Source organism: Staphylococcus equorum, from assembly GCF_029024965.1.
Taxonomy (GTDB): Bacteria; Bacillota; Bacilli; order Staphylococcales; family Staphylococcaceae; genus Staphylococcus; species Staphylococcus equorum.
This window is the reverse complement of the sequence record NZ_CP118982.1, coordinates 152,515-176,570: the sequence shown is the minus strand read 5'-3', so window position 1 is coordinate 176,570 and position 24,056 is coordinate 152,515. Positions and strand designations below refer to the sequence as shown.

Sequence of the window (24,056 nt, the reverse complement as noted above, 5' to 3'; positions counted from 1 at the left end):
TCAATCCACCCCTTTGTGTTGAAACTCAACTTTACCTATTGTTCCAATTGAATTACGGTCAATGTTAAATGTACCTTCTAAATCATTTTCTGCTATAGTAGTGACAATTTTCAAACCAAATGATGGTTGAAAGGCACTCTCTTCTTCACCTGTATCTTGAACTTCAAGCTTTACGGTATCAGATTCTGTATCGTAAGCTAACACTACACTTATGATACCCTCAGTCTGATTGTTGAAAGCATGTGTTAAACAATTCGTAATTAATTCATTCGCAATCAATGCTACAGAGACTGCAATATTAGATACTAAATTAATATGTTCATCTGTCTGATATGTGATATGTAAGGTTTTATTCGATGATTCGTTATAAACGACCATATTACCTATCTTTTTAATCAATTTATCGATATTCACCGTATCTGTCGATGATTCATCTAGAATGACTTCATATACAGAAGCGATACTTAGAATACGATTTAAACTTTCTTGGAAATATTTTTCACTACCATTTGGCAATCCGCGTCTCATCTGTAAACGCAGTAAACTGGCAACGGTTTGTAAATTATTCTTCACACGGTGATGTACTTCTCTAATTGCTACAGATTTAGAAATGAGTTCGCGTTCCTTTTCTTTCAAATCTGTAATATCTTTCAATAGTATTAAATGACCTGTCATTACGCCTTCTTCAAGTAACTGAATACATTTCACTTGAAAGTAGTGTCCTTTAAGCTCGCGTTCTTCAATTGTGATAACACGACCATCTGTAAGCATGTCTTTAATGCTCGGGAACAGCGTTACGAAATTCAATCCCGCTTCACAATTGACGTCTACTAAATCTCTAACCATTGTCTCACCGGCTAAATTATAGTAGCGAATATCTAATGCGTTATCTAAATCAAATAAACTTTCTTCAATCATATCCGGTACAAAAATTGGGTTCTCACTATTTTGCGAGACGATATCACTTAATGTTGTTGTCGCCTGCGTCAAAGCTCTTAAACGTTTTTCTTCCATTACTTTGTTGCTTACATCTATTTCCATAATCAGCGTTCCAACAATGACATCTTCCAATTTAATTGGTGTAACACTTTGTTCTACAACTTTACCTTCTTGAGTGATTGCACGATGTTGTGCAAATTCATCTCCTTCCAACACTTGGAATACAGCGGGTTCAAATTTTTCATACACATTTTCACCAATGACTGAACCTTGGTATAAACCTTCGTCATTTGTAGGTATGGCCTCCGCTACTACTATAACTTCTCCATCTTTTTTAGTAGGACAATCAATAAACACATTCGCCCTATTTAAATCAGCAATCATTTGTAAATGATCAGATACTTCTACGATATGTTGTATAGCCTGCGGTGTTAAACTTGTATGCGTTTTACATAAATTTTTCACTTCGTTGATAGTCATCATTCCAAACATAGTTTTGCGAATATTTAGATTTCTTATATATATAACTACTATTATGAAATTTTGACGATTATATGTCAATGTAAAATGAAATAATTTAAAAATTTATAGTAATTTTTCATCATTATTGCGTAGTCTCTATTATAGAAAATCATTCAGTAAAGGTAATATAATTTCTCTTTTTAACTTTCGTATCTTATAATCAATGAATTAAGAATGAAATTATTAAAATAATAAACATATTATACGATAAGCACTTATCATTCCAAATGCGATGGTAAGTGCTTTTTCTCATGCTAATCACAATGATGTACATAAAACGGAAATGCATTTGTGTCTAATGAGTGTACAACTCTTTGATGAGCTGTGCTAAATTAGAGTCAACAACAAGGGAGGGATTCAAAATACAAGCAGAAAACTTTAATATCATTACCGAAATGATTAAAAATCCGAAAATTAAAGGCAAAGACTTAGAAGTAATGTTCAACATGTCTCGTAGACAACTTGGCTATCGAATCCAAAAAATCAATGAATGGTTAACTGAACAAGATTGCCCAACGATTGAACGCACAAGCCAAGGATTTTTCATCGTTGATGATATAATCAAAAATTTTCTTAATGTATCAATTGAACCTATTCCACAGGAAGATGAGCAAGTATATACTGCTTACCAACGCGCGCATCTCATTTTACTGATGTTGTTTAGAGAAGATGAAACATTGTCATTAAATCACTTTGGAATCGATTTAAAAGTAAGTAAGAACACAGTGTTAAATGATTTGAAAAAATTAAAATTATTACTAGAACCATATGATGTCACTCTGAAATATTCACGGCAGGAGGGTTATTATTTAGTCGGTAATGAGTTTGAAATTAGAAGACTTTTAACACGCTTAATTGATAAAGTATTCACTTTAAATATTTCAAAAGATGATATTTTAGCAAGTTTAGCGTTGCAAGAAGAGAAACTTCAAATCATCGATTTTCAAATCAACAAAATCGAACAATATTTAGAGAATAATTTTATTGATCAAAGTACTGAGACATTACGCTACAAACTCTATTTCATTATGAGAAGAATTCAGCACGATAAGATCGTCTCACCTTTTTCAATTGGATACAATGACCTTTCCGACACTGAGGAGTATCAAGCAACTGAAATACTAACTTCAAACTATCCTGATATACCTCGGCAAGAGAAATTATTTATAACATTGCAACTCTTATCAACAAGTGTGCAATGGTCGGAATTAGATGATGTGAAAGTTTTACCAGAATTAAAAACTGCACTACAAAGTATGCTTGATCAATTTGAGAAAATCACTTTTATCACTTTTGAAGATCGTGAAACATTGGTCAACCAATTGTTATTTCATATGAAGCCTGCCTTTTACAGAATTAGATACGAGTTATCTGATGTCGATAGTTTACAGAATAATCTGAAAGATGATTACAAAGAATTATTTCATCTTGTTAAACTCTCTTCTAAACCTATGGAAAAGTTCTTTAACCAACCATTACCTGATAATGAACTCGCATATCTAACCATACTCATTGGCGGTATTCTAAGAAGACAAGATGAAGACATCGACAAAAAAGTAAAAGCTGTTGTGGTTTGTACACAAGGTACATCAATTTCTCAATTGATGTTACAAGAATTGCGTAGTGTGTTTCCAGAATTCATATTTTTAGATGCATTATCACTACGTGAATTTAATCAGTATACGCTAGACTTTGATATTGTCTTTTCACCAATGCACGTGATGACACACAAAAGATTATATATCACGAAATCTATATTAACTGCCAAAGAAAAACACGACCTTCGTCAGCACGTATTCGGTCAACCCAACAATAGTTTCGAGACAGACATACACGCTGAAAAGATGTTAGCCATGATACGTGAACATGCTGATATTCATAACGAAGATGCTTTACTTAATGAAATTAAAAACCAATTTGATGATATTCATGCATATGCTTCAATCAAATCGTCTTCAATTTCGTTAAATGGTCATTTGAATTTACAAGATTTATTACCGATACACCATATTCAATTTGCATCTCATGTTTCAAATTTGGAAGAAGCAATTCGGCTAACAGCTGAAGCACTTTCTAGTCAAAAGTATATAGATGCAAATTACATCGATTCAATGATTCAATCTTTTGACGATACTTATATGGTTATCAATCAACACATCGCCATACCACATGCTGAAAACGAACAAAACGTAAACCGTACGTCTATGAGTATGTTGGTATTAGATGAACCATTAACGCTAAGTACAGGTCTGAAAGTACAGGTCTTTGTGGTTATCGCAGCAACAGATAAATTCAAACATTTAAGACCTCTATTACAGTTGCGAGATTTAGCACAAGACAATGAAAGTATGCAAAGCATTATACAAACAGATTCAAAGTCCCAAATATTTGAAACGATTAAACAATTTTCAAAAATAGACTAAAGCAAAGGGGTTGCGTCATATGGAAGGTTTAACAGTTGATGCCTCGAATGTTGTCATTGGTTTAGAGGCCACAACAAAAGAAGACGTATTAAGTCAATTAGCTGATTTAATGCATGACAATGGTTACGTAAAAGCATCATACAAAGATGCAGTCATCGAAAGAGAACAATCATTTGCTACAGGGTTACCTACAGTTTATTGTTCTGTAGCTATCCCACACACAGATATTCAGCACGTGAATTCAAAATCAATCGGTGTGGCTGTCCTTAAAGAAACAGTGCCCTTCGTCATCATGGGCGAAGTTGAAGAAACAACCGATGTAAAATTAATCTTTATGCTCGCAATGGATAAAGAGGATGCACAGTTATCATTACTTCAAAAATTGATGGGTATTTTCCAAAATGATCAAATACTTGAAACCATTGCCAATGCAACAGATAGCAATCAAGTCGTAGAAGTTATTGAGCAAGAATTAGCAGACGCATAATCATTCAATTTATTAATAAAAAATATAACAGGAAGAGAATTTAAATATTAAGTTCTCAAATTAGGAGGAAATTATTATGAAACAAGTATTAGTAGCATGTGGCGCAGGTATCGCAACTTCAACGGTAGTAAACAGTGCAATCGAAGAAATGGCAAAAGAGCACAATATCAAAGTAGATTTAAAACAAATTAAAATTTCAGAAGTTGGTGTTTACGCAGATTCAGCAGATTTATTAGTTACAACTGCAATGACGCAAAAAGAATACGACTTCCCTGTCATTAACGCACGTAATTTCTTAACTGGAATTGGCGTTGAAGATACTAAAAAAGAAATCTTAGACGCATTACAAGAATAATGAGTCATTTAATTTAAAATACCGAATCAATCGTTGGGATAAATATCAAAAAAGAAGTTCATGGTTTTATCAAAATGGCGTCTTAATTTATACCAACATCACTTTATATTAAAGAGGATGGTGTAAGGGATGAGTGGATTTGTAGATTTTATTCAAGCTTTTCTAGATTTAGGGGCAACAGTAATCCTTCCAATCGTTATATTTTTACTAGGATTATTCTTTAGGCAAAAAGTCGGCGCAGCATTTAGATCTGGTTTGACGATTGGTGTCGCATTCGTTGGGATTTTCTTAGTTATTGATTTACTTGTAAACAACTTGGGACCCGCTGCTCAAGCTATGGTTAAGAACCTAGGGGTAAGCTTAAATGTTATTGATGTGGGTTGGCCAGCAACATCATCTATTGCATGGGCATCTGTTATCGCAGCATTTATTATTCCTTTAGGTATTGTGATTAACATTGTCATGTTACTGACAAAGACTACCCGAACAATGAACGTAGATATTTGGAACTTCTGGCATTATACATTTATGGGTGCCATGGTTTACGCCGTATCTGATAGCATTTGGCAATCATTAGTGGCTGCAGCAATATTCCAAATCGTCTGTCTGAAAGTAGCTGACTGGACTGCACCAATGATGAGTGAGTTCTACGATTTACCTGGGGTATCGATCGCCACAGGTAGTACAATTTCATATGCGCCAGGTATTTTCTTAGTTAAAGGTTTACAAAAAGTGCCTGGTATCAACAAATTACATGCAGACCCAGAAACGATTCAAAAACGTTTTGGTGCATTTGGTGAATCCATATTCGTCGGTTTAGTACTTGGTTTAATCATTGGTTTATTAGCTGGTTACAACGCTGGCGATGTTATCAACCTTGGTATGTCAATGGCTGCCGTTATGGTGTTAATGCCTCGTATGGTTAAGATTTTGATGGAAGGTTTAATGCCTGTTTCCGAATCTGCACGTACTTGGTTAAACAAACGTTTTGGAGATCGTGAAATCTATATTGGTTTAGACGCTGCGGTTGCATTAGGCCACCCAGCAGTTATCTCAACAGCTTTAATTTTAGTTCCGATCACAGTATTACTAGCAGTTATTTTACCTGGTAACCAAGTCTTACCATTTGGTGACTTAGCAACAATTCCATTTATCGTCGCATTTATCGTAGGTGCTGCACGAGGTAATATCATACACTCGGTTATTGTCGGCACAATCATGATTGCCATCTCTTTATATATCGCAACAGATGTTGCACCGATATTCACAAGCATGGCAGAAGGCACAAACGTAAATATGCCATCTGGTTCATCTCAAATTTCAAGTCTTGACCAAGGTGGTAACATCTTAAATTACATTATCTTCAAATTCTTTAGTTTATTTAATTAACAAATAGGAGCTGACATTACATGAAAGCACTCGTTAAAACTGAACCAGGATTCGGGAATCTAGAAGTCTTAGATAGAGAGATACCTTCACCGAACGCAGATGAAGTAAAAATAAAGGTCCATTATGCAGGCATTTGTGGCACGGATGTGCACACGTATGAAGGTCATTATAAAGTGAACTTTCCAGTGACACTTGGCCATGAATTTTCAGGAGAGGTTGTAGAGACAGGCGCTAATGTCACCGATTTTAAAATTGGTGATCGCGTCACTTCTGAAACAACATATTACATTTGTGGTGAATGTGAATATTGTCAAAGTGGTGATTATAATTTATGTAATCATCGTAAAGGTTTAGGCACACAACAAAACGGTGGCTTTACGCAATATTTAGTTGCACGTGCAGCTAGTGTCCACCGTATTCCTGATAATGTTTCATATAAAGCAGCATCTATGACGGAGCCATTAGCTTGTGCCCACCATGCCGTTTCTAAAATTGAAATACAGCCTGACGATGTCGTAGTCGTTATGGGGCCTGGACCTATTGGATTACTTGTCGCGCAAGTCGTTAAAAGTAAAGGTGCAGAAGTCGTAATCACTGGATTAGATAATGATCAAACAAGATTAGATAAGGCAACAGAACTTAAATTAGATCATGTCGTCAATATTCAAAATACTGATTTAAAAGACTATGTAAACAGTATTACGAATGGTTATGGTGCAAATGTAGTTTTAGAATGTTCTGGTGCAGTACCCGCTGCCAAACAAGGTTTAGATATCTTACGTAAAAAAGGACAATATGTCCAAGTTGGTATCTTTAAAGATCCAGAAATTTCTTTTGATTTAGAGAAAATCATACAAAAAGAAATACGAGTGGTCGGTACGAGAAGTCAAAAACCAGCCGACTGGGAACCTTCTTTACAACTATTAAGCAGTGGTGATGTTAATGCTGAAGCGTTAGTCACAAATGAACTTGATATTACGCAATGGGAAGAAGGCTACAACCATATCAAAGGTGGAGAAGGCATCAAAGTACTCCTTCGCCCTATCGATTAACTTGTTTCAAATAACCATCATTTAGCAATTAAATGATATAAGGAGATAATTATTATGGTAGAACATATGTTAGATTTCATGCTTGGGCCATTGAGAGGTATTACAGATTTATATATGAATAACTTACTTTATTGTAATATAGTCGTTTTTCTTGGTTACTTCGGCGCAAAATTTTTTAAAAAGAAAAAAGTTACTTCTGAACAAAATTAATATTCAGAAGATAAGAGGTGAAATACTTTGAAAGCTTTGAACCTATACGACATTGAAGATTTAAGATACGAAGAAACAAAACCGCCTGAAATTGAAGACAGTAACGATGTCATTATTAAAGTGATTGCAACTGGTATATGCGGTTCAGACAATTCTCGCTATAAGAAGCTAGGCCCTTATCGTGAAGGCATGACATTTGGTCATGAATTTTCAGGAGTTGTAGAAAGTATAGGCAATAACGTTAATCATGTGGCAGTTGGCGATGCAGTCACGGGTTGCCCAGCTATCGCTTGTCACGCCTGTGAACAATGTGAAAAAGGTGAATACTCTAGATGTGAACATTTATATGTTATTGGCTCTTATGAACCTGGCTGTTTTGCAGAATTCGTTAAACTACCTGCAAATAACGTCTTAAAATTGCCAACTAATGTAGACTTTGATACAGCTGCTATGGTCGAACCTTCTGCAGTAGTAGCACATGGTTTTTATAGAACAAGTATGAAACCTGGGGCGACTGTAGCTGTTATAGGATGTGGCAGTATCGGTTTGCTAGCCATTCAATGGGCTAAAATATTTGGTGCCGCTAAGACGATTGCTATTGATATCGACCCAGATAAATTAGCAATTGCTAAGACGCTTGGCGCAGATTATACGATTAATTCTAAAGCAGAAAATTTAGATGACGTTATCGCTACTATTCCTCATAACATAGATGTCGCTGTTGAATCAGCAGGCTCACCATTTACGATTGGACAAGTCTTAACGTTACCGGCTAAGGGCGGGGAAGTCTTACTGCTAGGCATACCTTACTCCGATATTGAAATGGATCGTGTTCATTTTGAAAAAATATTACGCAATGAACTTAATGTTATTGGATCTTGGAACGGCTTATCCGCCCCATTTCCAGGCGAAGAATGGCATGCGTCCCTTCATTACATGTCTACAGGAGAGATTCAAGTGGATCCGATGATTTCAGATCGCTTAGATTTAGCAAAAGGTCCTGAAACATTTGAAGCATTAGTTAATAAAAAGAAACATTTTGATAAAGTAATCTTCCACCCATAATTAAAATCTAACATTGCCATAATTATTAATAAAAAGTCCTAACACTGATGACAGTATTAGGACTTTTTTGATGTGTATTTATATCTACACATATTTTACGTTACTGTACTTTCATAAAGCCATTGCCTAAGACATCTCTTACATCATGAATAACAAGAAAAGCATTTTCGTCGTGAGCATTAACGATTTTCTTAATTCTTGATAATTGGTTTTGCGGCACGACAACATAAAGCACATTCGTCTCTTTTCGTTCATAGCCACCGACTCCATTCAATAATGTTGAACCTCTACCTGTTTCTTTATTAATCCCCTTACTAATTTCATTATTATAATTTGAAATAATTGTAATTGCTTTTTAGGATTAAAACCTTCTATTACAAATGACATACTTTTCTCAACGATAAAAAGCATAACAATTGTATATAAAACATTTTGCACAGGAAGGATGAATAAGAAAGATAACACAATGATTGAATCAAACATAAACAACGCTTGAGAAGTTTTGATTTCAGTATACTTATTTATAATTTTAGCAATAACAGATGTGCCACCTAATGTACTTCGCGCTGAGATTACAAGTCCAGTACCGACACCAAGTAGTAAGCCGCCAAACACTGTGCTTATAAAATCAGATTCAATCTGCATATTAAATGATTCAGTTAGTCCTAAAAATATTGAACTCGAAATTACTGTAATCAATGTGTAAACTGCTGTCGTTTTACTTAAATATTTCCAACCTACCGCAATTAATATCATATTTATAATTAGAGAGGTAATTGCCGGTGATAAGCCTAGTGTATATTTTAGATTTAGCGAAATACCTACCGTACCACCCTCCCCAAAATTAGCAGGAATTACAAACACATTAATGCCTATACCTATAAGAAATGTTCCTAAAATACAGAAACATATATTTTTAAAATGGATTTTGTACAACATCCCAATAACACCTCATTCCTTTTATTTGAAAATCACTCATTCCTACTGTTTTATTTCATTTATATTGATCGCCTAGGAAGCACGACATAAAAAGAAACTTTTCAGTTATTAACCAAAAAGTTTCGTAGATATAATTTTTCGTTATTTTTTTAACACAAGTATATATCATAGTAGAAATAGTCATTTATTTCAATTGAATAAGGTTAATTTGTTTTATAAATTGTAATTGAATCCGTTACTTTTATTATATATTAGCGATAGCGTTGAATTAAAAAAACAAATCAAACGATATGAATCGTCCGATTTGTCTTTTATATAAATTGAGAATTGTTTAAAATGCATTCTGATTGAGCCATTGCCCGCCATCCATGGTCATGCAAGCGCCATTGATATAGTCCGCATCGTCTGAAAACAAGAATTTAGCCAAACCTGCAATTTCTTCAGGTTGACCCATTCTACCAACTGGTACACTATCTAGTGTCTGTTGACGTGCTTCTTCAGATAGACTTAATTTTCCTGCCCCACCTGTATTTTCAATTGGCCCCGGTGCAATGGCATTCACTGTAATTCCATATTTAGAACCCCATTCCACGGCAAGTGTTCTCGTCATAGCAAGGACGCCAGCTTTCGCACTTGCAGAGTGAATAACACCTGGACCAGATCTCCAAGCATACGTCGCAACCATATTCAAAATACGACCTTTTTGACCATTTTTAATCCATTCTTTACCTACTGCTTGTGTACAATACCAAGTACCATTTAATACAATATCTACAACTGAATTCCACGCATTAATCGACAAATCTTCTGCAGGGCAAATAAAATTACCCGCTGCATTGTTCACAAGGCCATCTATCTGTCCAAATGTTTTTACAGTCTCATCTACTGTATACTGCACACGCTCTGGATCACGTACATCCATGTCTATACATAGCACCTGACCTTCATATTGTTCAATTTCCGCTTTAGCAACTTCAAGTCGTTCTAATGAGCGACCTGTTATGACTACTTTGGCACCTTCTTCAGCAAATCGTTTCGCCATTGCTTTGCCCATGCCACTACTACCGCCCGTTATCATCATCACTTTGTCCTTCATTTACATTCTCCTTTTAAAAGCTTGATTTAGTATGATTCAAATAAATTAGTAAGCGCTTACATGTTATTATACATTAATTTTACTTTTTTAGTAAATTATCTTATTTTTGTTTTTAAAAAAAGCGAGAAAATAAACCAAAATTTGTCATTTGATTTCTTTTCACGCTCTATAAAGATTACTAGATATTTAAATTATCAACATGAGATGCTTTATTTATGCTCTAGTCTCTTAAAACGTTATTGTTTATGCTGTACAAAACGATGGTATAAATATTTTACGACAGTTACGATCATTAATAATATCCCTAATGCCACAAATAAGAAACCAAATTCCACTAAAAACCATGGCTCACGTAAGATGCCATCTTGATCGACATGACTAGGTAAAACAATAAATAGACCTCCCATTAAAATTCCGAAAATCATGCAAAAAATACTTGAAAAAAATATTTTTTACTCATAATCTGTATATAACCTCCTAAATTTATTAGACAATTAACTGCCTTCTTTCAAGTTTTTATTATCAAATATAGAATGTATTTATAAAAGAAAGCATCACAAGACATAGCTGTTTTGAGTGACAGTATGTCTTGCGGGAGGTGTAAAGTGTTGCTAGCAATCTCATAACATCAGCTTTTACGAAGAATCTAACTATATAGATATATAGAGATTGGAGGAAAGATCGTATGGATTTTGGAAATCAAATTAAATCGATTAGAAAAGAACATCAACTCACACAAGAGCAACTTTCCGAACAACTTAATGTATCGAGACAAACAGTATCAGCTTGGGAAAATAATAGATATTTACCAGATATAGAAATAATTGTGCATATCGCTAAAACGTTCCACTTGTCACTCGATGATTTAATCTTAGGCGATGACGTTATTAAAGATAAACTCGTTAATGATGGAAAAAGCATCAAACGCATACGTCTAAGTATTGTAAGTATGATTTTAATTTTGATTGGTATCACCTGTGCGATACTTTTCTTAGCCATCCCCTCTTACGTTTCACAAGACGGCATACTGCATGAGCCTTGGTTTCTCGTACCTCTTGGATTGTATGCGCTGATAGGTGGTCTCACCGTAGGACTTATCAATTTAATCTTAATATTCATGAGTCACTACAAACATTCACGTAGTTAATCATAGAGAGGGTGACACTTTATATTTAAATTAAGGCTACGTTGAAATCTCGACGATTTAATTTTATATATTTCTATTAACTTATTTTCATAACAACATAAAAAAACGGCAAACATATTTAGTTTGCCGTTTTTCATGGTATAGACAAAGTCTTCGACTTTGTTGGCACTTTTTTGTGCATGCTTTCCGCGGGCACGGCCTCAGCCTGTAGTCTTCGGCCAGTGCCTTTCCCGCAGGAGTCAGCCCAAATTAGTGCCACTTCCATAATAATATAGTATCTTCAATTATTTATTATCATTCATTGTTTAAACTTATATATAGGAAATATTTGCTATATAAACTACAACTATTTCACTTTAAACGCAGTCATAGATTTCTCTAAATGAGATTTCATCATGTTTACGATAGCTTCCTCATTTTTGTATGATAGTGCCTTAATTATTTCATTATGTTCATCAATAACTTCTATCATTCTTCCTTGGCTTTTTAATCCTTGAGTACCAATAAGAATGGATAGGTCATGTTGCACATTATAGCTTTTTAAAAATAACTCAAACTGAATAATTTCCATTAAGTAGGTATGGAAACTTTTGTCTAATAACATAAATGTATAATAATCATCATTTTGAGCTGCTTTTATTTGTTTTTCAATAATAGCTTTTAAATCATGGATATGATCTTCATCTATTATTTGTACAATAAAAGGCACACAAGCAATCTCCAGTGATTCTCTCAATAAGAAAATTTGATCAATTTCATGGTTAGTAAATGTATTTACTTTATAACCTTTTCTTGGTTTAAAAATCATAAGTTGTTCTAACACTAATTCATTTATTGCTTCCCTAACCGGTGTACGAGAGACGTCTAGTAAATTAGATAATTCAACTTCAGTAATAAATTGATCAAGTGGTAATTCATTATTAAATAATGAACGCTTAACTTGATCATATATTTCTTGTTTTATTGAATTTCTATTAACTTTTTTTAAAGAATCATACATCCTTGAACCTCCTAGAGAATTTATTTAAATAACGAAACCGGATAAGTAATTAACCATGGTACGTACGTAATAATTATTAATATTACAAGTAAAATAGCTAATTGTGGTGTAACTGATTTGATAATTTTTTTGATGTGCACTTTACTTATAGATGATACTACAAATAAACAAACTCCTACTGGTGGCGTTATCATTCCTATTGATAGGTTCACAGCCATTACCACGCCGAAATGAATAGGATCTATATTTGTTGCCATAATTAGCGGTAAGAAGATTGGCGTAAAAATAGTAACTGCACTTATCGTATCTATAAATGTACCCGCTATTAATAATACAATATTTATTACAAGTAATAGTAAAATTGGATTATCTGCAAAAACACCTAACATAGATTGTAGTTGTTCTGGAACATTATTAAAGGAAACAAACCAAATAAATATTGCTGCACTTCCTATTAAAAATATGATACCAACGGAAGTCTTTGTACTACTAATTAATGCTTCATACATTTTTTTGAAGTTTAATTCTCTATATACAACACTACTTATTATTATCGCATATAAAACTGCAATTACACCAGATTCTGTAGCAGTAAATAATCCACTAACAATACCTCCTATAATAATTGCTGGCATCAATAACGCCAAAACTGCATCTTTAAAACCTAAGAGTATATCTTTTAATGGTGGAAAACTATCCATAGATTTATACCCTTCTTTTTTACCTACAAAGTAACTATAAATCATCAACCCAACACCCATTAAAATACCGGGTACAACTCCTCCAATAAATAAATCACTTATAGATTGGTTTGCCATAACACCAAATAAAATAAATATAATACTAGGTGGTATAATTGGTCCCACTGTCGCAGCCGAAGCAACTAATGATGCAGAAAAACCTTCATCATATCCTTCTTTTTTCATTAATGGTAACAACATGCCACCTATTGCTGCTGCTGCAGCTATTGCTGTACCTGTTAACGCAGCAAAAAATACGCTCGAAATTATTACAACCATTGCTAAACCACCAGGCAATGGACCAATTAGTAGTTTAGAGAATTCAACAATTCTTTTAGACATACCACCTTTTGACATTATTTCTCCAGCTAATACAAATAGAGGTATAGCTAAAAGTGAGAAATTATTTATGCCAAAATACATTTTCCTCGGTATAATTTCTAAAAATTCTACACCAGTCCATCCAATTCCTATAATAGATACAGTCATTAAAGAAAACGCAATGGGCATTCTGATAATTATAAGTACAAATAACAATATAATTAGAAATAATATCATGATTTATCACCCGGCTTCCAAGTAAAATAAATCATCAATATGAAACATATTGGCATTGGTATATACATAATCCATCTACCAATTGGCATAGAAGTCATAACTTGCCCCGCACTTATACTTAAATTCACTTGTAAAATACTATAATAAAAAATTATTAATAGTACGAAGGTGATTACACTTTTCACAAAATAATCTAGCGCTTTTTCTAACTTTTTAGGTAACTTTTCAAATAAATCAACTTGTAAATGCTCTTGCTTATACATTAATACCACTGCTCCAAATAAAATACTGTACACAAAAAACAACATTAAAAGTTCTTGTGACCAAAAAATTGAAGTTTTAAAAACAAAACGTGTAAGGAGCTGCAAGAATATAGTCAAGATCGATAAAATCATAAAAACTGTCATTAGGTGAGTAAGAATGGTTATAAATTTCTTCTCTATTATATTTAATTTATTCATATTTATCCCCCTTATTCGCTAAATTGACGAATTATGGATTTAGGTACTTGATCATTGATTTCTGAATGTACATCATTCGTATTCTTTTTAAACTCATCCCGATTTACTTCAGTAATAACCATGCCCTCATTTTTTAGTTGTTTCTTTATTTTTTGTTCTTGGTCTGCAATATATTTACGTTGATATTTCGTTGATTCTTCAACACTTTCATTCACTATTTTCTTCTCCTGCTCAGAAAGGTTCTTATAATAATCTTGATTCATGAGGATAACTGCAGGTGTGTAAGTATGATTGGTTAAAGAAATATATTTTTGTACTTCGTATAATTTTTGAGATGCAATTGTTGGTAATGGGTTTTCTTGGCCATCTACAACGCCCTGATCTAATGCAGAATATAATTCACTAAAACTAATCGGCGTAGGTATTGCGTCTAAAGATTTTAAATGTTCATTCCATACCTTCGCAGATTGTACTCTTAGCTTTAGATTTTTCATATCTTCAGGATGCTTTATCTCTCTTTTATTATTCGTAAAATGCCTAAATCCTACTTCCCAATACCCAAGACCTTGCATATCTTTAGATTGTGCTAATTTCAATAAATCTTTTCCTGGTTTGCCATCGAGTTTAGAATACACATCTTGTTTATTTTCAAATAAATACGGTATACCAAATAAGTTCATTTCTGGTATTGTGTTTGACAAGCTACTATCAGCTGCTACAGTAGACATTTGAATTGAGCCAGTCATCGTTTGATCTACTAACTCGTCTTCATTACCCAAGCTTCCATTTCCATAGACATTAACTTTTAACTCACCTTGAGATTTCTTTTCAACTAATTCTTTGAATTTTTGGGAAGCTATATTATATTGGTGTGTATCTGAACCAGTATGTGCCAGACGTATTGTTTTTACTTCCTCATCTTTAGTTTTATCCTCACCACTTTGACAGCCGCTTAATATTAAAACTATTAATAAAGAAAATGAAAAAAATCTTTTCATAAAATGTCATCCCCTTAAAGGCCCATTAAGAATATAAATCTATTCTTCTATTTTTAAATACGGGTATACTTTCACGTATTTCATGAACGAGCTCCACATCTATTTCAGTAAAAATTGTACTTTCACTTTCTCCAGCTTCTTGAATAACGTTTCCCCTTGGATCAACAATCATAGAATGTCCTGCATATGTCGTTTTGCCATCACTTCCAGATGAATTACAAGCTATAACATATACCGCATTCTCAATTGCTCTAGCAATATTTAAGTGCTTCCAATGATATAACCTTGAATCTGGCCATTCTGCAACGACAAAAATCACTTTAGCGCCATTTACTGCTAATTGACGTGTTGACTCAGGAAATCTTAAATCGTAACAAATAATGCCCCCCATATCTGTATCCATCAATTGAAAAGGTTGTGGTAAAAAATGTCCTCCAACCATGAACTTTGGCTCGTCTAACATTGGAACCAAATGAATCTTATCGTAATTGTAAATGAGTTCGCCATTCTCATTAAAAACAACTAACGTATTATAAACTTCATCTTGTTTTTTATTCGAAACAGACCCTGCAACTATGCTCACTTTATATTCTTTAGCTAAATTTGAAATAAAGTTTATGGTTACTTTCAGATTATCGTCAGCTTTTTCATTTAAATTTTCTAAATCGTAACCGTTATTCCACATTTCTGGTAAAACAACAATACTTGTAGTTTTTAACAACTCCTCACTAAATAATTGCATGATTTTATTTTTATTTTTTTCGAAATCACCTAAGGCAACATTAAATTGAAATAATTGGACGTTGATCATAGTTTTTTCACCTCATATTCTAATGTAATATATTTGTTATTAGATGGATTTACTAACTCAGCTTTAAAAGCATTCGGATATTTAAATCCACTAACCAATGGCACAGTACCACAATAAACAACAGCATTTTTTAAATTTGCGTCATCTTGATTTAAAGAAGTTATTAAATCTTTATAAGGTAAAATACTGCTTACTTTATCGTCTTGATATAATTGCCAGTCCCCATCTACGAATACGAATGACCTTAGCTCTAATTCATCCCAGTGTTCTTCTACCTCAGTAAAATCCCATATAGTGCTGGCGATTGGCTTTGCACATAATTGTTTAGACTTATGAATACTCACAGTTTCTAGTTCACGATCAGTGTGATCACTACCAAGCGTCACATAGCGCTTATCATTATCAAAGATAATAACAATTTCAGCTTCTCCACTAGATTGATCACCAATAATTGAAATAGACTTATTTTGTCTAAAAAGTAGCGGATCTAAATGATATATTTCAGGAACTGAATTAGGTTCAGGCACGCCTAGTTCTTTTAATTCAGCTATATGCTCCTTTGTCTTTTCAACATTTCTTCCTGAATATCCAATGCAATAAGCATTATCAAAAGTTAAATCTATTTCTTCATAATCTAATTTAAATTTCATATTCACACCCCTTTTTAATGTATACATTATACAGTGTACATTAATTAAGTGAATATTTACAATATTTTTATAATTTAAATCTTAAAAACATTTTCTAATTCTCACTAAATAAACTGTTTTTTAATTAAGAAAAATGAGCTATAAGCAATATTACAAAATATGATAATTTCTTAAATTTTATGTAAATTCAACCTCAGACAAAAGTATAAATGTTACATTGAAATCGAAATGCGATATCGCTTTTCGATATATTAATTAGAGAGGATGAATGTATGTGGAATCAAAATTAGAAAGACGTATGTTTTTAGGGTTTATTTATATTCACATCTTGCATCATGCAAGTGAACATCCTATCTATGGTAGTTGGATGATTGAGGAACTTCAAGAACACGGTTATACAATGAGCGCTGGTACGTTGTATCCCCTCTTACATAGTATGGAAGACGAAGGATTACTTGTTAGTGAGAAAAATGTGGTTGCAGGTAAACAACGCAAGAACTATACCATCACTTCATTTGGTAAAGAAATGTTAGCCAAAAGCCAACAAAAATTAAAAGAACTTGTTGGCGAAGTATAATTTATAAATTGGGAGGTTATGCTAATGAAATATCTTGAAGTCTTTTTGGTCGCGCTAAGATTAGGTTGTACATCTTTTGGTGGTCCAACAGCACATCTCGGTTACTTCTATGATGAATACGTTAAACGTAGGAAGTGGCTCACAGAACAGCAATATACAAATTTAGTCGCGTTATGTCAGTTTTTACCTGGTCCTGCAAGTAGCCAAGTCGGTTTTGGTATCGGCATAACGAAGGCAGGTTTACTTGGTGGTGTTATTTCATTTATTGGTTTTACATTGCCTTCAGTCATTGTATTAATGCTTTGTGCGACGCTGCTCCTTGCTTACAGCAGTGATTTAGGTTGGACGCATGGCTTGAAATTAGTTGCAGTTGCCATCGTGCTTAATGCCATTATTGGCATGGGCAAGAAACTTTTGCCTGATGTGAAAACAAAGCTTCTTGCACTATTTACCTTAGTTATGGCAGTCACAGTGATTCACCCTATGTCACAATTGGGTGCATTGATTATCGTGGCGCTTGCTGGATTAATACTCTTTAAAGAAAATGATGAAAGTAAACCATCAATAAAGATATTCAATATTCCTAAACTGGTTGGTGTTATTGCACTTACACTCTTTTTCAGTTTTTTATTAATTTTACCTATTATTAATTTCTTCACAACCAATTCATGGGTGAGTATGATTGATCATTTTTATCGCTCAGGTGCACTTGTTTTCGGTGGCGGCCATGTTGTTCTACCATTATTAGAACAAGCATTTGTCGCAACAGATATGATCAGTGCGAACGACTTTTTAACAGGGTACGCATTAACACAGGCAGTGCCGGGTCCATTATTTACCTTTGCAGCATATATCGGTACCGTTATGTCTGGCATTCCAGGTGGCATTGTCGCAACAATCGCTATTTTTTTACCTGCCTTTTTACTATTAATTGGCGTTTTACCATTTTGGGAACACGTGCAGTCGAATCGTTATGCTAAAGCAATGTTAAAAGCGGTCAGTGCTGGTGTAGTTGGTATTCTAATTGCAGCACTGTATGATCCTATTTTTACATCATCCGTCAATTCACATATGGATTTCGCATTTGCTGCCATATTATTTGTATTACTAGCATACTGTAAAGCACCGTCATGGCTAATTGTAATTTTAGGATTAGCACTGGGTATCATGTTTTATTAAATTTTTTAATCATTTTTTAATAATTCTTTAAGCAATTGTAAACCCCCATACCATAGTCTAAGAGTATCAATTAATTAAGACTATATACGGGGAGATGAAGATTATGAAATTTACAGTTATTCCATCAGGTTTTAAGGAAAGTTTAAGTGCAGAAGAAGTTGGTTATGCAATTGAAAAAGGTATTAAACGTGTCAATTCAAATTATGAAGTGAACGTTATACCTATGGTTGATGGTGGCGAAGGTTTCGTAGAATCTATTATTAAAATTAGAAATGGTTATAAAATAATGACTCATGTCACTGGCCCTGTCGGACAACGCATCCAATCTTACTTTGGCGTATTTAAAGAAGGGAAAGAAACTGTAGCTGTGATTGAAATGGCTGCAATTGCAGGGTTAAGACATGTCCCTAAGACACAAAGAAACCCATTATACACAACAACTTATGGCGTAGGTCAAATGATTATTAAAGCACTTGATTACGGTGTAGATAGAATAATTATAGGTTGTGGCGATTCTGGTACATCTGATGGTGGCGTAGGTATGGCTCAAGCTATTGGCGTTAAATTTTATAATAAGCATGGCGAGGCAGTTTACATTGATGGTGGCGTTGATATTGATAAAATTCATGACTTAGATTTAAGCAATATAGACAGCCGAGTATCAACAACACCAATTGATGTTGCTGTAAATTGGTCTAATATATTATGTGGTGATAAAGGCGTTGCACGAGTATTTGGTCCTCAAAAAGGGGCGTCACAAGAGGACGTAGAACATTTATCAAATAATTTATATCATTTAGCTGCTTTAATTAAGCAACATACAAATAAAGATTTACGTTATGCAGAAGGTACAGGGGCATCAGGTGGTCTTGGAGCCGGTCTCATCGCTTTCGCTAATGCAACATTGCATCCAAGGTTTGATTTAATTAAAAATTATATTCAAATCGAAAGCAATCTTGAATCAACGGATATTGTCATCACTGCAGAAGGTTGTATTGACTATCAAACACCGAATGGAAAAGTGCCTGCTGAAGTTGCACGTATTGCTAAAAATCACAATAAACCTGTAATAGCTTTTGCAGGAACGATTGGTAAAGGCGCAAAAATAAATTATCAAAGTGGTATTGATGCATTTTCTAGTATTATACCTGAACCAGCTACTTTAGAAAATGCAATCAACGACGCAGATAAATGGCTAGAGGGCAGTGTAGAAAGTGCGATTCGTTATATTATGATTGGTATGAACCTTTTTAAAGCAAGGGAACAACAAAAGCAAAAACTGAAGGAAGTCGTTACAGATGCTAGCTAATGTTTCATTTTCACATCTATGGATTTGGATATCTTTTCTTTGTTTAAGTTTTTATATCTTTTTGGTATTAGATTTAAGTTACTTAGGCAAAGTAAGTATAATGATTTTTATTTTAGCTCTTATATTATTTATATTTTCAAATTTACCTGCAGGATTAGCTGGGATGCTATGTTTGATCGGTGCAGTGTTGCTGGGTGTTCCAGATTCAATATTATTTGAATCATTAAATCAACATATCGTTTGGTTAATGATTGGCGCATTTATCATCAGTAGTGTCATAGAAGAAAGTGGTTTATTAACAAGGCTCGTCAATTGGTTTAGCCGAAAATGCCATACTGAAAAGCGTGCAAGTTTATTCATTTTGGCAACGATTCAACTCATGACTTTCTTTATACCTTCAACTTCAAGTCGTGCAGCAGCAATGTTACCTATTTATCAAGCGATAAAAACACAGTTTCCAAAGCGTGCCACGATGTATGGTTTAATGATACCTATACTTATTTTAACTATGACGAATACGACCTTAATTGGTGCGGGAAGTCATTTAATAGGTATAGGTATTTTAGAAGGTCAAACAGATAAATCGATTTCTTATATTGATTTCGTGTTATGGGGCTTACCCTTTGGTTTACTAATTAGTTTGATTGCTGCTGTCATATTAATGTACAGTCCTATTAAACAACAACCTATGAAGGAAGTTTCAGATAAAGAACCTGTCGATATTGAAGTTGACGTTGAACAAACACCACTTTCGTCAAAGGAACGTAAAGCAATTATTTTAATTGGCATAACTATTGTACTGTGGGTTACTGAAAGTTTACATGGACTTGATATTGCTTTTGTAACAATTTTAATGGCTTTTTGCATGTTGATTCCTCAATTAGGACTCATAACTTGGAAAAAAGCTTTATCAGAAGTGTCATGGAGTTTAATATTTTTCGTAGCTAGTGCAACTGCGCTTGGAGAATTACTAATTAAATACGGTGTCGTTAAGTACATACAAGACCAAATTTTATCATTACTTAACGGATTACCAGTAATGCCTGCAATTGTATTTGTGATTATACTAAGCATCATTAGTGCAGGTTCACATTTACTCATTACAAGCCATACAACAAGAGCTGTGGTACTTGTTCCAACGGTACTTATTTTCGCAAAAACCTTTGAATTAAATCCTATGTCAGTTGTATTTATAACATTAATTGGCATAAACTATTGCTTAACATTACCAGTAAGTTCAAAAGCATTATTAATATTTTATGAGTTAGATGATCGACCATTTAATACTTCACAACTTTTAAAATTAAATATGTGGTTACTCCCTATTTATGTAGTATTTATGGTCTTAATGTATTTATTTTATTGGCAATTTATAGGTTTAAAACTAAAGTAGGTGTATTGAATAATGGAAAAGATTTTAATTGTGGAAGATGATGAAAAAATTGCACGTGTATTGCAATTAGAACTAGAGTTTGCAGAATACGATGTGACTTTAGCATATACAGGCAAGCAAGGAATACAAGCATTTCAAGATAATTCCTTTGATCTCATCTTGCTTGATGTTATGTTGCCAGAATTAAATGGTTTGGAAGTGTTAAGACGTATTAGAACGAAAGATAATTCAATAAAGGTCATCATGTTAACCGCTCGTGACGCATTAATGGATAAAGTCGGCGGCCTTGATTCTGGCGCAAATGATTATGTTACTAAGCCTTTCGAAATAGAAGAATTATTAGCTAGAATCCGTGCGCATTTAAAAATGCTACATGCTGACACAGAAGAAGATGATGACATTCTCGTACATAGACATATTTCTGTAGATACAAAGTCACGTGAAGTCTATATGGACGATACTATAGTGAGTACTACGCCAAAAGAATATGAAATGCTTGTTTATTTCCTGGAAAATAAAAATCAGGCTTTAGAGCGTGAGCAAATAATCAAACACGTATGGCAATTTGATTACCAAGGCGATACTAACGTAGTCGATGTGTATGTACGTCACTTACGTAAAAAGTTAGACAAAAACAAACCATCCATTATCGATAGTGTCCGTGGGTATGGTTATATGATTAAGGATTAATTTATATGAGATTAGGAACTAGAATCCAGTTGTATATCACCGTGATGACCGTAATTTTGATTATTTGTGTGAACATCTTTGTGTATGTTATTTTCAAACATTTTTCAATAGCTTCTGAGCTAAATCAACTTGAAGCACGTAGTATTAATATTATAGAAGAAATTAAAAAATCGGATAATAGAACGAATCAAGAAATTATGAATAACAGTTACATACTTTCTGATGGCTACATCAGCGTTATTGATAAGAACGATAAAGCCAAAGTGAATTTCACGACTAATGTAGATTATAATAATATCCAACAACCCTTTCAAAGTAAGCAATATAAAAAAACCGTTGCTTATAAAGGTCATCATTTTGCAATGATTTCCTTGCCTATCGTTTGGGAACATGGTGAAGTCGTCAATTTACAGCTTTATGAAAATGTAGACTTTAAGTATGAATCCTTTCAAATTTTAAAATGGATTTTAATCGGCTCAGTTATATTATTACTAATAGTTATTTTTTACTTGAATAGAGTAATCACCAATATTATCACGCAACCGATTTTGAAATTAAGTAAGCACATCAAAGAAACACAAGAAACCAAAGATTATTTACCTGTAGAAGTACAACAAAATGATTCGTATGAATTGCAGGAATTATCTACTTCCTTTAATGACATGATGAACAAATTGAAAGAACACGACGAGAGACAACAAGCATTTATTATGAATGCGTCACATGAATTAAAAACACCAATTACAGTTATAAACTCTTATAGTCAAATGTTGCAGCGATTTGGAAAGAAAGATCAAAAAACATTAGATGAAAGTATCCATGCTATTGGTGATGAAGCCAAAAAAATGAAATATTTAACAGAACAATTATTATATTATGCTCAAATAACTAAAAATAAGACGGAAAGTAGTCTTGAATATGAAAATATAGTGGAATTAATTGAAGAAATCACACATCGTTTAAAGCATGTATATAAACAAGATATAAAAGTAGAAGTAGCTTGTGAATCTTATGAAGCTTGGCTAAATATTTCTTTATTCAAGCAATTAATACACATATTTTTAGATAATGCGCACAAATATGGTGAATCACTTATTATTGTCAGAATTTCTGATAATAAAGATTCATTCAACATTGAAATTATGGATGACGGTATAGGTATTCCAGAATCTGACTTGCCTCATATTTTCACTCGCTTTTATCGTGTAGATAAAGCACGGTCACGTAGCACTGGCGGTTCAGGTTTAGGGTTGTCCATTGCGCAAGAAATTGCCACACAACAAAATATAGTGATTGATGTAAAAAGCGAAGTAAATAAAGGATCATCCTTTATTTTAACTGTGCCTAAAGGAGTCAAAAAATGAAACTGCTCGTTAAATTAATTTTAATAATGACATGTATTGGATTATCTGTCGCCCTATGTGTAATTATATTTTTAAAAGCGAATCAGCAACTTATGGCAGAGACAGATGCAAAAGCAATGGTCAAGAAACGTTACAATGGTGATATTGAATCTATCAAGCTCACTGATAATAAAAATGAATTTTTAGTAAAATTAAAATCAAGTGAAGGTATATATCACATTAAAGTAGATAGAGAAAAGAAAACAATTTCTAATATAAAACAAACAAAGGATTTAAAACCAAAGAAACCTGAACCCAAAAAGGAACAGAAAGAGGAAGATAAAAAAATCAGTGAAGCATCAGCCAAAGATATAGCAAAAGAACATGTCGGCGGTACCTTTAAATCTATTACTTTAAAAGAAGATAAAGGTATTAAATACTATTTGGTGACTCAAGATATAAGTAGTCAAAAAGGTGCTAATATCATTATCAATCATGTTACAGGTAAAGTATCCTCAGTGGCTTGGTTCAATAAAAATAATGATGCAGCATCAACTGAAACCCAACCTACACAACCACCGCCTACAAATCAAAAACAACGTATTTATTCAGATGATGATGACGGTGACGATGACAGTGATGACGACGGCGACGATTATGATGATTATGAAGATGGCGATGATTAATAAATTACTTCACAAATATTTAAATAAAAACTCCGGG

General features: G+C 33.5%; 24 protein-coding genes and 1 pseudogene. 15 read left to right on the top strand and 10 right to left on the bottom strand.

All coding sequences use genetic code 11. The features are described from left to right. A complete protein-coding gene (locus PYW44_RS00775; protein ID WP_236593592.1) occupies window positions 1–1,422 on the bottom strand; it encodes a sensor histidine kinase in 1,422 nt (473 codons plus the stop codon). Window positions 1,423–1,778: 356 nt separating this feature from the next. Here PYW44_RS00775 and PYW44_RS00770 point away from each other — a divergent pair, with 356 nt between their 5' ends. The 7 genes from PYW44_RS00770 to PYW44_RS00740 all read left to right on the top strand — a co-directional run bounded on the left by PYW44_RS00770 (window position 1,779) and on the right by PYW44_RS00740 (window position 8,442). Then, complete coding sequence (locus PYW44_RS00770) at window positions 1,779–3,884, top strand: BglG family transcription antiterminator (RefSeq protein ID WP_051300679.1); 2,106 nt, start codon at window positions 1,779–1,781, stop codon at window positions 3,882–3,884. 19 nt (window positions 3,885–3,903) lie between these two features. Then, window positions 3,904–4,371 carry a PTS sugar transporter subunit IIA gene (locus PYW44_RS00765; protein ID WP_021338960.1) on the top strand — a complete coding sequence of 156 codons (468 nt, stop codon included), beginning with the start codon at window positions 3,904–3,906 and terminating at the stop codon, window positions 4,369–4,371. Between the two features lie 76 nt (window positions 4,372–4,447). Then, a complete protein-coding gene (locus tag PYW44_RS00760) occupies window positions 4,448–4,726 on the top strand; it encodes a PTS sugar transporter subunit IIB (protein ID WP_021338961.1) in 279 nt (92 codons plus the stop codon). Between the two features lie 129 nt (window positions 4,727–4,855). After that, window positions 4,856–6,115 carry a PTS galactitol transporter subunit IIC gene (locus tag PYW44_RS00755; RefSeq protein WP_021338962.1) on the top strand — a complete coding sequence of 420 codons (1,260 nt, stop codon included), beginning with the start codon at window positions 4,856–4,858 and terminating at the stop codon, window positions 6,113–6,115. Between the two features lie 20 nt (window positions 6,116–6,135). Beyond that, a complete protein-coding gene (locus PYW44_RS00750; RefSeq protein ID WP_046465745.1) occupies window positions 6,136–7,167 on the top strand; it encodes a zinc-binding dehydrogenase in 1,032 nt (343 codons plus the stop codon). 54 nt (window positions 7,168–7,221) lie between these two features. After that, on the top strand, window positions 7,222–7,377 hold the full coding sequence (locus tag PYW44_RS00745) for a hypothetical protein (RefSeq protein ID WP_002506404.1): 156 nt from the start codon (window positions 7,222–7,224) through the stop codon (window positions 7,375–7,377). Window positions 7,378–7,404: 27 nt separating this feature from the next. After that, complete coding sequence (locus PYW44_RS00740; RefSeq protein ID WP_107515913.1) at window positions 7,405–8,442, top strand: galactitol-1-phosphate 5-dehydrogenase; 1,038 nt, start codon at window positions 7,405–7,407, stop codon at window positions 8,440–8,442. Between the two features lie 100 nt (window positions 8,443–8,542). On the opposite strand, the pseudogene PYW44_RS00735 reads toward PYW44_RS00740, so the two are convergent. The 3 genes and pseudogenes from PYW44_RS00735 to PYW44_RS00725 form a co-directional block, all read right to left on the bottom strand. Continuing rightward, window positions 8,543–9,381: pseudogene (locus PYW44_RS00735) on the bottom strand (YitT family protein). A 331-nt stretch (window positions 9,382–9,712) separates the two neighbouring features. Next, window positions 9,713–10,477 carry a 2,4-dienoyl-CoA reductase gene (gene fadH / locus PYW44_RS00730; protein ID WP_002511678.1) on the bottom strand — a complete coding sequence of 255 codons (765 nt, stop codon included), beginning with the start codon at window positions 10,475–10,477 and terminating at the stop codon, window positions 9,713–9,715. 236 nt (window positions 10,478–10,713) lie between these two features. Then, window positions 10,714–10,902, bottom strand: a complete 189-nt coding sequence (locus PYW44_RS00725) for a DUF3955 domain-containing protein (protein WP_021338966.1) — start codon at window positions 10,900–10,902, stop codon at window positions 10,714–10,716. Window positions 10,903–11,162: 260 nt separating this feature from the next. Here PYW44_RS00725 and PYW44_RS00720 point away from each other — a divergent pair, with 260 nt between their 5' ends. Then, window positions 11,163–11,624 (top strand): helix-turn-helix domain-containing protein, encoded by a 462-nt coding sequence (locus PYW44_RS00720; RefSeq protein ID WP_002511680.1) that lies wholly within the window; start codon window positions 11,163–11,165, stop codon window positions 11,622–11,624. 346 nt (window positions 11,625–11,970) lie between these two features. Here the strand turns inward: PYW44_RS00720 and PYW44_RS00715 are convergent, their stop codons facing one another. From PYW44_RS00715 to PYW44_RS00690, 6 genes are read right to left on the bottom strand one after another with little or no spacing between them, the layout of a single operon-like run. Continuing rightward, complete coding sequence (locus PYW44_RS00715) at window positions 11,971–12,624, bottom strand: GntR family transcriptional regulator (protein ID WP_002511681.1); 654 nt, start codon at window positions 12,622–12,624, stop codon at window positions 11,971–11,973. 20 nt (window positions 12,625–12,644) lie between these two features. Next, a complete protein-coding gene (locus tag PYW44_RS00710; protein WP_021338967.1) occupies window positions 12,645–13,922 on the bottom strand; it encodes a TRAP transporter large permease in 1,278 nt (425 codons plus the stop codon). Next, window positions 13,919–14,383 (bottom strand): TRAP transporter small permease, encoded by a 465-nt coding sequence (locus tag PYW44_RS00705; RefSeq protein WP_021338968.1) that lies wholly within the window; start codon window positions 14,381–14,383, stop codon window positions 13,919–13,921. The genes PYW44_RS00710 and PYW44_RS00705 overlap by 4 nt, the downstream gene beginning before the upstream one ends. An 11-nt stretch (window positions 14,384–14,394) precedes the next feature. Beyond that, window positions 14,395–15,381, bottom strand: coding sequence for a DctP family TRAP transporter solute-binding subunit (locus PYW44_RS00700; protein WP_021338969.1), 987 nt, complete (start codon window positions 15,379–15,381; stop codon window positions 14,395–14,397). Between the two features lie 25 nt (window positions 15,382–15,406). Then, entirely contained in the window at window positions 15,407–16,189 is a 783-nt protein-coding gene (locus PYW44_RS00695; RefSeq protein WP_031265948.1) for a carbon-nitrogen family hydrolase, read from the bottom strand. After that, window positions 16,189–16,842 (bottom strand): DUF2848 family protein, encoded by a 654-nt coding sequence (locus PYW44_RS00690; protein ID WP_002511686.1) that lies wholly within the window; start codon window positions 16,840–16,842, stop codon window positions 16,189–16,191. The genes PYW44_RS00695 and PYW44_RS00690 overlap by 1 nt, the downstream gene beginning before the upstream one ends. 274 nt (window positions 16,843–17,116) lie before the next feature. Here PYW44_RS00690 and PYW44_RS00685 point away from each other — a divergent pair, with 274 nt between their 5' ends. From PYW44_RS00685 to PYW44_RS00655, 7 genes are all read left to right on the top strand, one after another. Then, window positions 17,117–17,419, top strand: a complete 303-nt coding sequence (locus tag PYW44_RS00685; RefSeq protein ID WP_002506400.1) for a PadR family transcriptional regulator — start codon at window positions 17,117–17,119, stop codon at window positions 17,417–17,419. Between the two features lie 24 nt (window positions 17,420–17,443). Further along, window positions 17,444–18,598 (top strand): chromate efflux transporter, encoded by a 1,155-nt coding sequence (chrA, locus tag PYW44_RS00680; RefSeq protein ID WP_021338970.1) that lies wholly within the window; start codon window positions 17,444–17,446, stop codon window positions 18,596–18,598. 103 nt (window positions 18,599–18,701) lie between these two features. Further along, window positions 18,702–19,907 (top strand): glycerate kinase family protein, encoded by a 1,206-nt coding sequence (locus PYW44_RS00675; RefSeq protein WP_107510948.1) that lies wholly within the window; start codon window positions 18,702–18,704, stop codon window positions 19,905–19,907. After that, window positions 19,897–21,300, top strand: a complete 1,404-nt coding sequence (locus PYW44_RS00670; protein ID WP_198456370.1) for an SLC13 family permease — start codon at window positions 19,897–19,899, stop codon at window positions 21,298–21,300. The genes PYW44_RS00675 and PYW44_RS00670 overlap by 11 nt, the downstream gene beginning before the upstream one ends. Before the next feature lie 12 nt (window positions 21,301–21,312). Continuing rightward, entirely contained in the window at window positions 21,313–21,990 is a 678-nt protein-coding gene (locus tag PYW44_RS00665) for a response regulator transcription factor (protein WP_002511690.1), read from the top strand. A gap of 5 nt (window positions 21,991–21,995) precedes the next feature. Then, window positions 21,996–23,354: a sensor histidine kinase gene (locus tag PYW44_RS00660; protein ID WP_021338973.1), complete on the top strand. Its 1,359-nt coding sequence runs from the start codon at window positions 21,996–21,998 to the stop codon at window positions 23,352–23,354. Continuing rightward, a complete protein-coding gene (locus PYW44_RS00655; RefSeq protein ID WP_115075928.1) occupies window positions 23,351–24,019 on the top strand; it encodes a PepSY domain-containing protein in 669 nt (222 codons plus the stop codon). Before PYW44_RS00660 ends, PYW44_RS00655 begins: the two co-directional genes overlap by 4 nt. Window positions 24,020–24,056 lie beyond the last annotated feature (37 nt).